The sequence below is a fragment of the Pseudomonas marincola genome, from assembly GCF_900682675.2.
GTDB lineage: Bacteria > Pseudomonadota > Gammaproteobacteria > Pseudomonadales > Pseudomonadaceae > Aquipseudomonas > Aquipseudomonas marincola.
On sequence record NZ_LR215729.2, the window covers coordinates 113,616 to 128,270 of the forward strand.

The window sequence follows — 14,655 nt, forward strand, 5'->3', positions numbered from 1 at the left end:
TGGATGTTTAGGTATTGCTGTATTCGGTCCTTCGTGATCTTCACCGCTTCATTTCTCTCCTCATTGGTCCAAATCCCGCTTACTTTAATCAGTAAGAGACGGCACCTTTTGGCATGCTGCTGCGTGCTTTTTACCGGTAGTGCGCTGGCTCAGCCGCAGGCACCGAAGAGCGTGGTGTTCTGGTACGCCGACTCGCCGCCACTGGCCGAACTCGCTCAGTTCGATTGGAGCGTAGTCGAGCCGGCACACTTGACCAGCGCCAACGTCAAATATTTGCGCGACCAAGGCTCGCAGCCTTTTGCTTACCTTTCTGTTGGCGAATTCGATGGCGACCTCGATGAGCCAGAAAATCAAGGGCTGCAAAATGGCGCCAGCCCGACGCGCAACGAGGCGTGGCAAAGCCAGGTTATGCGGCTCAGCTCTGATGTTTGGCAGCGCCACCTGTTGGCCCGGGCCAAGGCCTTAAAAGCACAGGGTTACAGCGGTCTGTTCCTCGACACCCTCGATAGCTTCCAGTTGCTGCCCAAAGATCAACAAGAAGCTGAGCGTATTGCCTTGCGCGACTTCCTCAAGCAGTTGGCCAGGCAAGAGCCCGATCTCAAATTGTTCTTCAACCGCGGCTTCGAAGTCTTGCCGGAGTTGCCGGGTGTTGCAGCCGCTGTAGCGGTCGAATCGATCCATGCTGGCTGGAACCCGGACAAACGCACTTACCGTGAAGTGCCGGCCAGTGACCGTGAATGGTTGGAGGGGCATCTCAAGCCGCTGCGTGAGCAAGGCATCCCGCTTGTAGCGATCGATTATCTACCTGCCGAGCGCCGCGATGAGGCGCGCAAGCTGGCAGCCAAGTTGCAGCGTGAAGGCTTTATTCCGTTCGTGACAATGCCGGACCTGAATTACCTGGGCATCAGTTCGATTGAGGTGACACCCAGGCGTATCGCCCTGATTTACGACTTGCGCGAAGGCATGCTCTATCAGTCGACCGGGTTCAACATTCTCGGCGGCCTCCTTGAATACATGGGCTACCGGGTTGACTACATCCCGGCCGATGAGTTGCCTGAAGTGCCTGCCGCCGGCCTCTACGCCGGCGTTATTACCTGGATGAATACCGGGCCACCGGTGAACTCCAGCGTATTCAACAAGTGGATCAATCAGCGCCTTGATGAACATGTGCCGTTGGCTTTTATGCAGGGTTTGCCCATTGGCGACCCGCAGCTTTTGCGTCGTCTGGGTTTGCAGTTAAGCAACGAGGTTATCAGCAAGAGCGCGACGCTTGGCAGTTATGACAAAACCTTGCTTGGCAGCTTCGAAGCGCCGGTGAAAATGCGCACGCGTGAATTGGCTTCAATCAGTGTTCTGGAGGATGGCCCCAAGCCAGCGTTGACCGTTCACGACCAGGACAATCAATACAACCCGGTCGCTCTCGGCGATTGGGGCGGCATTGCACTGAGCCCCTTTGTATTCGAGGCGATTCCGGATCAGAAGCGTTGGATTATTGATCCTTTCAAATTCGTCCAGCGCACCTTGAAGCTGCAAACCCTGCCGCGCCCTGATGTGACCACCGAGAACGGTCGTCGCGTGGCGACCGTGCATATCGACGGCGATGGTTTCGTCTCGCGTGCAGAGGTGCCGGGCAGCCCGTATTCCGGTGAGGAAGTGCTCAAGTCGTTTATTCAGCCTCATCCATTTTTGACCTCGGTTTCGGTCATTGAAGGGGAAGTCGGCCCGAAAGGCATGTACCCGTTCTTGTCTGCCCAATTAGAGCCGATTGCGCGCAAGATTTTTGCCGAAGACAAAGTCGAGGTCGCCACTCACACCTTTAGTCACCCGTTTTTCTGGCGGCCGGATGATGCGCGCAACAGCGAAAAATTCGATCCTGAATACGGCTTCATGATGGCCATTCCCGGCTACAAGAAAATTGACTTCAAGCGCGAGGTAATCGGCTCTACCGACTACATCAACGAGCGCCTGACTACGCCTGATAAACCGGTGAAAATGATTTTCTGGTCGGGCGATGCAATCCCCGATGCCGCCACCGTCAAGCTGGCCTACGACAAAGGACTGGCCAACGTGAACGGCGGCAACACGGCGCTGACCAATGCCTTCCCTTCGCTGACCAACTTGTCGCCGCTGATCAAGCCAAGTGCGGGCGGCGTGCAGTACTACGCGCCGGTAATCAACGAAAATATCTATACCAATCTCTGGCACGGTCCTTATTACGGTTTCCGCGATGTGCTACAGACTTATGCGTTAACTGATAAGCCACGTCGCTTGCGCGGCCTGCATCTGTATTACCACTTCTATTCAGGCACCAAGCAGGCCTCGATTAAAGTGATGAATAAGATTTATCGCTCGATGCAGGACGAACATCCGATTTCGCTGTGGATGAGTGATTACATTCCGCGCATGCATGGCCTGTATGAAGCCAGCATGGCGCAGCGCGCCGATGGCAGTTGGCAATTTCGTGGGCTGGATAAATTGCGCACCGTGCGCATTGATCCCTCAATGGGCTGGCCAGATCTCACGCGCTCCAAGGGTGTAGCGGGCGTGCGGGATCTGCCGCAGGGGCGTTATGTGCATTTCAGCAGCGAATTTCCGCTGCTGGCGCTGCGTGATAAGCGTGACCCGCGCCCCTCCCTTGAAGAGGCGAATATTCCGTTGACCGGCTGGACTTACCAGGACGATCAGCGCGTACGCATTTCCTTTTCTGGCGAATTCCCCTTGCAGTTCAGCGTCCGCGCCAAGGGCGCTTGTACACTGGATGTCGCGGGCAAAAAGCACGCAGCCAAGTCAGTTAATGGCCTTTGGCAGTTCAATCTCGATCAAAAACAGGTGAAAGATGCGCAACTCACCTGTCGCTAATAAGACCCGGTTGCTGAGCCCATGGATTCTGCTACTGATTGTCGTCGTAGTCGGCGCGTTATTGGTCGTCAGTTTTTCCGGTAAAGATGCCTTCTTGCCCGATGACGGCAAGCCCGACGCTGTTTCGGTGAACTACGCCGAACTGTTGCTAAAGGCTGATCCGACCAATCAGGCGCTTCGCGAAAAGCTCATCGGCCAACTGATCGAGCTTGGTAATTACGACGCTGCACGCCGGCATATTCAAGAGTTGCCGCAGTCCAGTGATGGCCTTAAAGATTTCCTCGCGCTTGAGCTCGACACGTTGCAAGCGTTGTCTTTGAGCGGCGGTGTTCCGGCCAAGACCGGCGCCGAACTGGTTGCACGCATGCAGGCGCTGTCGCTCGACAGCCTTACCCCAGAGCAACTCCGGCGTGAAGCTACATATGCCCTCGCGCTCGGCGCGCCGGTTGTTGCCGCGCCGATATATGAAGTCTTGGCCGCGCGTGAGCCCGAGAAAAAGACCGAGTGGCTGACCGAGGCGGCGAAGTGGCACATGGCGGCGTCTGAGTCCGAGCGTGCTGCGCTGATCTATCAACAATTGCTGGCAGATGAGCAGGTTGCCGAAAAGCGTCTCGATTTGATTCAGCAAGCGGTTATGGCCCTGCGCGGAGCGGGTCGGGAAAGTCAGGCAGCGGAGTTTCTGGCTGAGCATTTGTCTGAGCTCAGCGGCGATGACTCGATCCTGCTGGATGAGGGCTTCCATGCCGCGCTGGGCAGCAATCGTTACGATCTGGCCGAGAAGTTTGTTCAGCTCTGGCGCGAGCAACAACCGCAAGACATGCAAGCCATCAAGGCCGAGTTCGATCTGCGCATGGCCTCGGGCGATATTGTGGCGGCGTGGCCGTTAGGCAATATGCTGGTGGATAACGACCCGGAAAATCCGGAGCTGCTGCGCACCATGGGCATGCTGGGTGAATGGGTTGGTCAATCAGTCGAGGCGCTGGACTATTGGGAGCGCTTGCTCGCTCTGGAAGAAGATCCGGCCATTCGCGAGCACTCTTGGCGTCTGGCGGCGCAGTTGTTCGAGTTTGAACGGGCCATCCCCTTGCTGGTGACGCTCAGCGAGATGCGTCAACTGACGACGGAAGAGTTGGACGCTCTCGTCTATAGCTACGAGTCGCTGGGTGAGCCCGAAGAAGAAGAACAATGGCTGCGCAGCTACCTCAAGGCGCAGCCGAATCAGCAGTTGGCATGGGTGCGTTTGCAGCAATTGCTTGAGCGTACTCAGCAATTCAAGGCCGAAACCGAGGCGTGGGCGCAACTCGACAAGCGCTTTGGTTTGTCCCCGGCCGACCGTGTTAGCTGGGCGCAAACACACTGGAAGCTGTTTGACGAAGATGCCGCCTGGCGCGTGATGGCTGCCAAAAACGCGAATGCCGAGAAGATCACTGATCCCGAGTACTGGCGTGTTCGGGCGGAGCTTGCCTGGATTACCGAAAACGATCAGGACACCCAGGATTCTTACGAGCGTCTGCTGGCATTGGGTTCGCCACTCTACAGCTCTGACCGCGAACAACTGCTGACCATTTATCAGACCTCGAACCCGCAAAAGGCTTTGGCATTGCTGGTTGAATTCTGGAATGCCCGGCACAAACCGGATCGTCTGGTCAGTGCGCTGGATCTGGCTGAAAAGCTGGGTGACTGGGAACAATACGCGGCGTTGGTTGAAGGCGCACAGAAAGTTCCGGGCACCGAGAAGTTGCCGGTTCTCTGGAACGCACGGGCGGTGCTAGCTATGCGTGCAGGCGATATTGCTGCTGCAGAGCGTATCTACGCGCAGGCGCTAAGTCGTTTCCCGGAACAAAACATTTACCGTGAGCAACTGATGTGGCTCTACATCGAGCAGGGCCGGCGCGAAGACATTCAGCAGTCGTTGGCCAAGTGGCAAATGATTGCCCGCGCCGATGGCATCATGTGGCTGCCATTCGCCAGTGCCAACCTGATGCTCAACCGTAACGAGCGGGCGCTGGGTTGGTTGAAGCTGTACCTGCAAGGTAATCCGAACGACCTTCTGGCAAATGCCACCTACGCCGATGCCCTTGATTCGGCGGGTTATAAGGACGCATCGCTGCGATTGCGCACCCGCTTGCTCAAGCAACTGCAGGAGCAGCCTCTGCCGGCTGAACCGGAAACCCTGCGCACCTATCTTCGCCTGCTGAGCAGTTCCCAGTCTCCGGGTGCTGCCAGTCTGCAGGCGGCTCAAGGGCGCGGCGACTCAAAAGCCATGCTGCAAATCTGGTACGAGTACTTCACCGCACAGCTGAGTGCTAACGGCCAGGCCGATATCGCTTCGAACTGGGCCGGCTGGGCGCGGGGCCAGGGCTTGCAGATCGAGCGTTATGAGCAATTGGCACAAGCGCTGCGTACGGTTAATCGTCCAATGTTGCAGACCGAGCTGGACAAGGGCGGGCTCGACCCATTACAGCAGGTTGAAGTCCTCGCAGCGCTAGGCGAAGAAGGCCGGGCTAATGCATTCGCGCTCAGCCATATCTCTGATGTATACCCGCAAGATATCAGTCATCAGCTCAGGGCTACAGCGACCAGCATGCTGGAGCGCACGCCGCAGGGCGCACAACTGGGCTGGAAAAGCGAGGACTTCGGTGGGTTGAAATTTGAGGGCGCGCGCGGCGCCATTGCTCGCAATCTCAATGATGACTGGTACGCGCGGCTGGATATGGCAGAGGGGCGTTATGACTCTTCAAGCCTCGATTCCAGTGTGATCGGTACTGAGCGCAACGCTGAATTGTCGCTACAGCGCACGCTGCGTGATGGTTTGCTGGGTATCACCTCCGACAACAGCTGGCGTGATGACGAAGACCGCTTCGGTTTTGGACTATTTCGCACCCTGCAGCTGACATCGCGTGATGTGCTGCGCGTCGATCTCGATTATCACCGCGAAGCGGATGAAACAGGGCTGCTCCGGGCGCTGGGCATGCGTGATGGTCTGACCATTGGCGGCCAGCACAGCCTTACGCCGCGTGACCAGCTCTCCTGGTCGATTGGCCAGCAGCATTATCAGACCCGTCAGGGCGATGACATCGGCCGCGGCCAGAACTACAACCTTGAATTGAACCATGCGTTGTTCTTCGAGGGGCCAGCCTGGTTTGTTCGTGGCGGCGTGACGTATCAACGCAACAATCTGGAAGACAGCCTGCCGGATGATCTGCTGGTGCGCAAAGAGGTGGTCAACGACAACGGTGATGACTTCTTCATTCCGCTTGGCGGCGCTTTGGCGGTTGATGACGCAACGCCGGAGACCTTACTGGAAGAACGTTATGGCCAACTCTATCTGGGGACTAGCTGGCAGCGGGGCTTGCCCGGTTCATTGAACCGCAGCCACCCGCAATTCACCTGGTTTGTTGATCTGCAGGCCGGTTGGCAGTGGGTCGAGCAAGACATCAACTACGCCGTTAGCACCGGCGTCGGTGTGGAAGTGCTGGGCGATGATGAGCTGGCATTTTCCATGGGCTATCAGTCGGCACCGCAAAACGGCAATGGCGAGCCGGGCGGTACGGCAGCAATTACTTACAGCTCCCGCTTTGGGCGCTGAACAACGATTTAAATGGAGGAACTGACAATGTTGAGTATTCGTAAGCTGGCTTTGTTGGCTGTGGTTGTAGCTGTCTCGGGCTGTTCGAGTTTCACCAGCCCAGATGGTCAGGTGTTCCCGCGCGCGGCTCAGTGGGGCGTGCTGCCAATGGTCAACTATTCGCAGACTCCGCAAGCCGGTCAGCGCAGTGAGCAAATTTTGCTCAGCGTGCTGTCGGAAGAGGGCTTGCATCCGCGCCTTTATCCGGCAGGTGTGCAAAGCGAGCTGCCGCTGTTGGATGACCGCGCCCGACTGGACGAAGCCCTCAACTGGGCACGTAAAGAAGGCCTGGATTATGTCATCAGCGGCAGCGTTGAAGAATGGCAGTACAAGAGCGGCCTGGACGGCGAGCCAGCGGTCGGGCTGAGCCTGCAGGTGTTGGAGCCGGCAACAGGGCGTGTGCTCTGGAGCAACAGTGGCGCTCGCGCGGGTTGGTCACGCGAAAGTCTGTCCGGTACCACGCAGAAAGTACTCCGCGAATTGGTCGGCGAATTGCAGGTTGAATAATGGCAACTGAGTCTGCTCACAAGGACTTTGTCCTGGCGCCACGCGCCAGTGGTCAGGTCTCCTGGATTGAAACCATTTTGCTCAGCGTGGTCGTTATCGCGCTGGGCTATTGGTTGTCACCCGCCGATCCGCTGCTGGTTTACGGCACGTTCCCATGGCTGATTCTTGCCCCATTGCTGCTGGCGGTGCGCTACGGCTTCATGCGCGGGTTGATTAGTGCGCTGATTCTGGTGGCTGCGCTGTTTGCATACCGGGCCAGTGGCTTGGGCCTGTATGCCGAGCTGCCGGCGTCATTTGTGGTGGGCGTGATGATCAGCACGATGCTGATTGGTGAGTTTCGTGACATTTGGGAGCGGCGCGTAGAGCGTCTCGATCTGGCTAACGAATACCGTCAGCTGCGCCTTGATGAGTTCACGCGGGCGCACTATATCCTGCGCATTTCCCATGACCGTCTCGAAAAACGCGTTGCGGGCAACGATCAGAGTTTGCGCAGTTCCTTGCTGGGTTTGCGCGCCAAGATGCGCGATTTGCCTCGTGGTGAAGCCGCTATTTCGGTGCTCTCCGAGTCGATTCTTACGCTACTCGCGCAATATGGCTCATTCCGGGTCGCCAGCCTGCATAAGGTCAACGCTGATCACTCAGTGGTGCTTGAGCCTTTGAGCAGCATGGGCGAAGTGCGCCCGATGCCGGCAGATGATTTGCTGGTGCGCCAGTGCCTGAAACAAGGACAGCTGGTCAGTGTCCGCGAGGAGCTGATGGAGCGCGGCGAGAATCGCAAGTTTTCCCAATACCAGGTGTGTGTACCGCTGAAAGACACCGAAGATCGGATTGTCGCCCTGTTGGCGGTCGAGCAGATGCCGTTCTTCGCCTTCACGCAGCGGGTATTGAGCCTGCTGATGATTCTGTGCGGGCACATTGCCGACTTGCTGCAGACCGATCAGCAGACTCTGCAACTGGCTGACATGGATGCGCAGGATTTCAGCAAACAGCTCAAGCGTTCTCTCAATGATGCAGTCGAGCATGATCTGGAAGCGCACATGTTCGCCATAGAGGCCAGCCCCGGTGAGCACCGTGATGCTTTGCTACGTCTGGTCGAAGACAGTCGCCGTGGCCTCGATGTGCAATTGCGGGTGGATAACGAGCGCGGCAATCCCTGTGTCTTGGTGCTGTTGCCGCTGACTTCGGCTGATGGCGGGCAGGGTTATCTGACGCGTCTCAACGGCATCATTCACGAGCGTTTTGGTCTGGATCAGAGTTTCGAGTCGCTAGGTATAAACATCCGCGAGTTCGATATCAGCGGCCAAGGTGGTCGCGAGAGTTTGCGGCGTTTCCTGTTCAACGAGTGTGCGATCAATGATCAGCAAGTGGCTATTTAGCGGGGCGGTATTATTTGAGGTCAGCAGCTTTGCCGCTTTCCTCGATAAGTTATCAATAGTTGAGGCCACCCTGCTGTATATCTCAGCGCATGGAGCGGCCAGCGCGCTGCTGAGCGCCGGTGTCTGGTTGTTGTTGCCCACCCGCTACAAATTTCCATTGCCGTGGAGCCCGCTGGTGCTCTTCAGCTTGTCTTTCTTTATGCCGATTCTCGGAACGCTGGGCGTAGTGCTGGCGGTGTTCCCGGCTCTGTACCTGCCGCGTCGGCAAAAAGAGTCGGTATGGCGCTCAATGGGTGTGCCGGATTTGCCATTCCGGGCTCAGGAGGCAAGCGGCGAGTTGATGTTCAACGATGGCGGCTTGCAGGATGTACTGCGTCACGCGCCGAACCCTGAGCGCCGCACCATGGCGCTGATGGCGACACGGCGAATGAATGGCAAAGACTCCATCCCGATTCTCAAACTGGCCCTGCGCGATCCATCTGATGATGTGCGTTTGCTGGCCTATTCGATGCTTGATCAGCAGGAAAGCCAGATCAACCAGCGAATCGAGAAGACCCTTGCGCAACTGCAAGCGGCGCCCGAGCAGCAACATGGTCCATTACATTCGACGCTGGCTCGCTGGTACTGGGAACTCGCCTATATGGGACTGGCGCAGGGCAGTGTACTGGAGCACGTACTGAGCCAAGCGCGTGAGCATGTGGAGTTGGCCTTGGCTCAGGGAGTGGGTGATGACGCGCATCTGTTGGCGGCCCGTATAGCCATGGAGCAGGGTTTTCTGGATGAGGCGGTCAGTCATTTGCTGACAGCCAAGGCAGCGGGTCTGGCGCAGGAAAAGATTGCACCGTTCAAGGCAGAGATTGCGTTTCAGCAAGGTCGCTACACCGATATTCCGATGTACCTTTCCCAGCTTTCGGCCGAAACCCTGAAGCGTCCACCGTTTGCCGAGCTGGCGAGATACTGGTTATGAAGTTCAAAGCGCAAGACACCGCGCCGATTGCTGATGTTTGCCTGTTGCTGGAAGGGACCTGGCCTTATGTTCGCGGCGGTGTTTCCAGCTGGGTTAATCAACTGATCCTCGGGCTTCCCGAGATGACGTTCTCGGTTTTCTTCATTGGCGGGCAGAAAAGTGCCTATCCCAAGCGACAATATGCGATCCCGCCCAATGTTGTGCACATCGAAGAACACTTCCTTGAGAGCTCATGGACCGCTGGGCGAGCCGTTATGTCGGCCAAGCGTGAAGGGCCCAGGGATGAGATCAATGCACTGCACGAGTTCTTCCATCATCCCGGCACGCCATTGCCTGAAGACGGTGCGCGCGTGCTGGATATCCTCGCTGCAGGCAGCGTGACACTCGATGACGTTCTGCACAGCCGCGCCAGTTGGGACGCTGTGACCGATGGTTATACCCATCACTGCAGCGACCCCTCTTTCGTCAATTACTTCTGGACCGTGCGCACCATGCAGGCGCCGTTGATGATGCTCTGCGAGGCCGCCATGCGCATGCCGCGTGCGCGTGCCTTGCACTCGATCTCAACCGGATATGCCGGTTTGCTGGGGAGCATTCTGCAGGCCCGCTGGAACTGCGCCTATTTACTGAGTGAGCACGGCATCTACACCAAGGAGCGCAAGATCGATCTGGCGCAGGCCAACTGGATCTCCGAAAGTCCTGATGAAGCGCTGAAAACCGGCATCAATTCGGATGTGAACTATGTCCGGCGCTTGTGGATTCGCTTCTTTGAGCGCATTGGTTTGTTGGCCTACCGTTCGGCGAATCCAATAACGGCCTTGTATGACGGTAACCGTCAGCGTCAGGTTGCCGATGGTGCGGACTTTGCGCGCACGCTGGTAATCCCCAATGGGATTGCCATGGACGTTTGGGCCAGCTCGATCGAGCAACGCCCTGCCGGTATTCCCTTGACGGTGGGCTTGGTTGGCCGTGTTGTGCCCATCAAGGACGTAAAAACCTTTATCCGCGCCATGCGCGGTGTTATCAGTGCGATCCCTGAAGCCGAAGGCTGGATTGTCGGCCCTGAGGAAGAAGATCCTGATTACGCCAGCGAATGCCACAGCCTCGTGGTGAGTCTGGGGCTGCAAGACAAGGTCAAGTTTCTCGGCTACCAGAACATCCGCGAGCTGTTACCCAATCTCGGCATGATGGTGCTGACCTCTATTAGTGAAGCGCAGCCGCTGGTGATTCTTGAGGCGTGGGCGGCAGGCACGCCGGTGGTGAGCAGCGATGTGGGCTCGTGTCGCGAGTTGATCGAAGGTGCTGCGGGGGAAGACCGGGCGCTTGGTTTTGCGGGGGAAGTGGTCGCCATTGCCGATCCTCAAGCGACATCGCAGGCCATTGTCGGCCTGTTGAGCGACTCTCAACGTTGGCATGCAGCGCAAGCCGTCGGCCTCAAGCGGGTTAACACCTATTACACCGAGACCTTGATGCTGCAGCGCTATCGCAACCTTTACCTTGAAGCTATTGCCAAGGAGGCACAATAAGATGGCTGGCATTGGCTTTGAACTGCGCAAGATTCTTTCGCGCGACTCCTACACCTCGACCTTACGCGCCTATGTATACGCCGGGCTGATCGGCTCCGGCCCCTGGGTGTTGTCGATTCTCAGTGTGATGATGATCGGCGTGTTGAGTATTGGCATCGTTGTGCCGGAGCTGCTCATTCGCCAGTTCCTGATCACCGTCACCTACTTGATGGCTAGCTCGCTGATTATTACCGGCGGCATCCAGTTGATGTTTACCCGCTTTATATCGGATCAGTTGTTCAAGAAAGCCAATGACACGATCTTGCCCAATCTGGTGGGCATGTTGTTGGTGACTACTGTCATTGCAGGGCTGCTGGCCTTTGTGCTGATGGCAACGCTATTCGATGCTTCGTTCACCTATCGCTTGCTGGTCGTCTCGATTTTCGTGGTGCTGTGCAATCTGTGGTTGGTTATTACCTTCCTCTCGGGCATGAAGGCTTATAACCGCATCCTGATGGTCATGGTGCTGGGTTATTCGTTAATGCTGGTGTGCGCTGTACTGCTGCGCTTTCTGAAAACTGAAGGCCTGTTGTTGGCGTTCCTTATTGGTCACGCCAGTTTGTTGTTCATGTACCTGTTCGACATTCTTCGCGAGTATCCGTCCAAGCAGCTGGTTGCCTTCGACTTCGTTAAACGCGGACGGGTGTTCTATAGCCTCTTCATTACCGGCTTCTGCTACAACCTCGGTGTGTGGATCGACAAGTTCATCTTCTGGTACACGCCCAGCACGTCCAGCCAGGTCATTGGACCTATGCGTGCCTCTCTCTTATATGACTTGCCAATCTTCCTGGCCTACCTGGCCATCATTCCGGGCATGGCCGTGTTCCTGGTGCGTATCGAAACCGATTTTGCCGAATGGAACGAGCGCCTGTACTCGGCGATTCGTGGGGGTGAAACCCTGCAACACGTGGCTCAGTTAAAAGAGCAGATGGTCTTGTCTATCCGTCAGGGCCTGCTCGAAATCTGCAAGGTACAAGGCGTGACCATTACGCTGTTGTTCCTGTTGGCGCCACAGCTGCTCGAGTGGCTGGGCATGTCCAGCCACTATTTGCCGCTGTTTTACGTCGACGTGGTGGGTGTGAGTATTCAGGTGGTGTTCATGGCGCTGCTTAACGTCTTCTTCTACCTGGACAAGCGCGCGATCGTGCTTGAGCTGTGCATCCTGTTCGTGGTGATGAACGCAGCACTGACATTGTTAAGCATCTATATGGGCCCAAGCTTCTTCGGTTACGGCTTTACCTTGTCGCTGCTGGTATGCGTACTGCTGGCGCTGGGGCGGCTATCGAGCTCGTTGGACGACCTTGAGTATGAAACCTTCATGCTTAGCCGTTAGGTGGGTTGCACCTGGTGTAACCACTATTTGAAACAAATCCGCAATAAACCCTTGACGGCAAAACTGAGGTGCCTATAATGCGCACCTCTTCCGGCGTCGACCTCTCGGAAAACTTCTTAGAAAACAAGAAGTTAGCTTAAAAAGAGGGGTTGCAAAGCAGCGAAAGCTGTGTAGAATGCGCCGAGCTCTGGAGGGTGGCTTTAAAGCCTTTTAGAGTGATCGTCACGGTGATCGAAAGCGGTAGAAAACGAGGTGTTGACAGCGAGTTTGAACGCTGTAGAATGCGCCTCCCGCTGACGAGAAGCTGGTTTGATCGGAAGCGCAAGTGGTTGAGTAGATTGAAGAAATTCTTCGAAAAACAGCTTGACAGTAAATGAGGCTGCTGTAGAATGCGCGCCTCGGTTGAGACGAAAGACTTAACCAACCACTCTTTAACAACTGAATCAAGCAATTCGTGTGGGTGCTTGTGAGGTAAGACTGATAGTCAACAGATTATCAGCATCACAAAGCAACACTCGTTAATTCGAGAGTTACCTTACATTAATTTGTAAGTTTTGCGATTGCTGAGCCAAGTTTAGGGTTTTCTCAAAACCCAAGCAGTATTGAACTGAAGAGTTTGATCATGGCTCAGATTGAACGCTGGCGGCAGGCCTAACACATGCAAGTCGAGCGGATGAAGGGAGCTTGCTCCTGGATTCAGCGGCGGACGGGTGAGTAATGCCTAGGAATCTGCCTGGTAGTGGGGGATAACGTTCCGAAAGGAACGCTAATACCGCGTACGTCCTACGGGAGAAAGCAGGGGACCTTCGGGCCTTGCGCTATCAGATGAGCCTAGGTCGGATTAGCTAGTTGGTGAGGTAATGGCTCACCAAGGCGACGATCCGTAACTGGTCTGAGAGGATGATCAGTCACACTGGAACTGAGACACGGTCCAGACTCCTACGGGAGGCAGCAGTGGGGAATATTGGACAATGGGCGAAAGCCTGATCCAGCCATGCCGCGTGTGTGAAGAAGGTCTTCGGATTGTAAAGCACTTTAAGTTGGGAGGAAGGGCTGTAGGCTAATATCCTGCGGTTTTGACGTTACCAACAGAATAAGCACCGGCTAACTTCGTGCCAGCAGCCGCGGTAATACGGAGGGTGCAAGCGTTGTTCGGAATTACTGGGCGTAAAGCGCGCGTAGGCGGTTTGTTAAGTTGGATGTGAAAGCCCCGGGCTCAACCTGGGAACTGCATCCAAAACTGGCAAGCTAGAGTACAGTAGAGGGTGGTGGAATTTCCTGTGTAGCGGTGAAATGCGTAGATATAGGAAGGAACACCAGTGGCGAAGGCGACCACCTGGACTGATACTGACGCTGAGGTGCGAAAGCGTGGGGAGCAAACAGGATTAGATACCCTGGTAGTCCACGCCGTAAACGATGTCAACTAGCCGTTGGATTCCTTGAGAATTCAGTGGCGCAGCTAACGCTTTAAGTTGTCCGCCTGGGGAGTACGACCGCAAGGTTAAAACTCAAATGAATTGACGGGGCCCGCACAAGCGGTGGAGCATGTGGTTTAATTCGAAGCAACGCGAAGAACCTTACCTGGCCTTGACATGCTGAGAACTTTCCAGAGATGGATTGGTGCCTTCGGGAACTCAGACACAGGTGCTGCATGGCTGTCGTCAGCTCGTGTCGTGAGATGTTGGGTTAAGTCCCGTAACGAGCGCAACCCTTGTCCTTAGTTACCAGCACGTTATGGTGGGAACTCTAAGGAGACTGCCGGTGACAAACCGGAGGAAGGTGGGGATGACGTCAAGTCATCATGGCCCTTACGGCCAGGGCTACACACGTGCTACAATGGTCGGTACAAAGGGTTGCTAGCCGCGAGGTGGAGCTAATCCCATAAAACCGATCGTAGTCCGGATCGCAGTCTGCAACTCGACTGCGTGAAGTCGGAATCGCTAGTAATCGTGAATCAGAATGTCACGGTGAATACGTTCCCGGGCCTTGTACACACCGCCCGTCACACCATGGGAGTGGGTTGCACCAGAAGTAGCTAGTCTAACCGCAAGGGGGACGGTTACCACGGTGTGATTCATGACTGGGGTGAAGTCGTAACAAGGTAGCCGTAGGGGAACCTGCGGCTGGATCACCTCCTTAATCGACGACATCAGCTTCCTTATAAGCTCCCACACGAATTGCTTGATTCATTGAAGAAGACGATTAGGTGAAAAGCCTCATGTCGATGAGTGCTCAGTTGGTTAGAGCGCGCCCCATGCTTTGTAGGTAAAGAGCAGGGTGAGGTCGGCTTGCAGCAACCCAGATTCTGGGTCTGTAGCTCAGTTGGTTAGAGCGCACCCCTGATAAGGGTGAGGTCGGCAGTTCGAATCTGCCCAGACCCACCAATTTTATCCAGCACAGCGTTACTTGGTTACTTGTGT

At 56.0% G+C, this 14,655-nt stretch carries 7 protein-coding genes, 1 tRNA gene and 1 rRNA gene; all 9 read left to right on the forward strand.

The genetic code is table 11. The features are described from left to right. Positions 1–123 precede the first annotated feature (123 nt). The 9 genes from PMYSY11_RS00505 (at position 124) to PMYSY11_RS00545 (ending at position 14,619) form a co-directional block, all read left to right on the forward strand. Complete coding sequence (locus tag PMYSY11_RS00505) at positions 124–2,859, forward strand: bifunctional glycoside hydrolase/polysaccharide deacetylase family protein (RefSeq protein ID WP_420830068.1); 2,736 nt, start codon at positions 124–126, stop codon at positions 2,857–2,859. After that, on the forward strand, positions 2,837–6,448 hold the full coding sequence (locus PMYSY11_RS00510) for a tetratricopeptide repeat protein (RefSeq protein WP_150548032.1): 3,612 nt from the start codon (positions 2,837–2,839) through the stop codon (positions 6,446–6,448). The genes PMYSY11_RS00505 and PMYSY11_RS00510 overlap by 23 nt, the downstream gene beginning before the upstream one ends. A gap of 27 nt (positions 6,449–6,475) precedes the next feature. Continuing rightward, positions 6,476–6,994 carry a penicillin-binding protein activator LpoB gene (locus tag PMYSY11_RS00515; RefSeq protein WP_069900805.1) on the forward strand — a complete coding sequence of 173 codons (519 nt, stop codon included), beginning with the start codon at positions 6,476–6,478 and terminating at the stop codon, positions 6,992–6,994. After that, positions 6,994–8,370 carry a PelD GGDEF domain-containing protein gene (locus tag PMYSY11_RS00520; RefSeq protein WP_172970647.1) on the forward strand — a complete coding sequence of 459 codons (1,377 nt, stop codon included), beginning with the start codon at positions 6,994–6,996 and terminating at the stop codon, positions 8,368–8,370. The genes PMYSY11_RS00515 and PMYSY11_RS00520 overlap by 1 nt, the downstream gene beginning before the upstream one ends. Beyond that, the gene (locus PMYSY11_RS00525) at positions 8,348–9,337 is read left to right on the forward strand and encodes a HEAT repeat domain-containing protein (RefSeq protein WP_150548034.1); all 990 of its coding nucleotides are present in this window, start codon (positions 8,348–8,350) and stop codon (positions 9,335–9,337) included. The genes PMYSY11_RS00520 and PMYSY11_RS00525 overlap by 23 nt, the downstream gene beginning before the upstream one ends. Continuing rightward, positions 9,334–10,863: a GT4 family glycosyltransferase PelF gene (gene pelF, locus PMYSY11_RS00530; RefSeq protein ID WP_090512695.1), complete on the forward strand. Its 1,530-nt coding sequence runs from the start codon at positions 9,334–9,336 to the stop codon at positions 10,861–10,863. Before PMYSY11_RS00525 ends, pelF begins: the two co-directional genes overlap by 4 nt. A gap of 1 nt (position 10,864) precedes the next feature. Next, positions 10,865–12,235 (forward strand): exopolysaccharide Pel transporter PelG, encoded by a 1,371-nt coding sequence (pelG, locus tag PMYSY11_RS00535; RefSeq protein WP_150548035.1) that lies wholly within the window; start codon positions 10,865–10,867, stop codon positions 12,233–12,235. A gap of 604 nt (positions 12,236–12,839) precedes the next feature. After that, positions 12,840–14,374, forward strand: a 16S ribosomal RNA gene (locus PMYSY11_RS00540). Positions 14,375–14,542: 168 nt separating this feature from the next. Continuing rightward, a tRNA-Ile gene (locus tag PMYSY11_RS00545) sits at positions 14,543–14,619 on the forward strand. The last annotated feature ends 36 nt before the right edge of the window (positions 14,620–14,655 follow it).

Bases quoted from the DNA above. Each gene is read 5' to 3' on its own strand.
- PMYSY11_RS00510 (WP_150548032.1), top strand. From the start codon at position 2,837: ATGCGCAACTCACCTGTCGCTAATAAGACCCGGTTGCTGAGCCCATGG.
- PMYSY11_RS00515 (WP_069900805.1), top strand. From the start codon at position 6,476: ATGTTGAGTATTCGTAAGCTGGCTTTGTTGGCTGTGGTTGTAGCTGTC.
- PMYSY11_RS00520 (WP_172970647.1), top strand. From the start codon at position 6,994: ATGGCAACTGAGTCTGCTCACAAGGACTTTGTCCTGGCGCCACGCGCC.
- PMYSY11_RS00525 (WP_150548034.1), top strand. From the start codon at position 8,348: ATGATCAGCAAGTGGCTATTTAGCGGGGCGGTATTATTTGAGGTCAGC.
- pelF (WP_090512695.1), top strand. From the start codon at position 9,334: ATGAAGTTCAAAGCGCAAGACACCGCGCCGATTGCTGATGTTTGCCTG.
- pelG (WP_150548035.1), top strand. From the start codon at position 10,865: ATGGCTGGCATTGGCTTTGAACTGCGCAAGATTCTTTCGCGCGACTCC.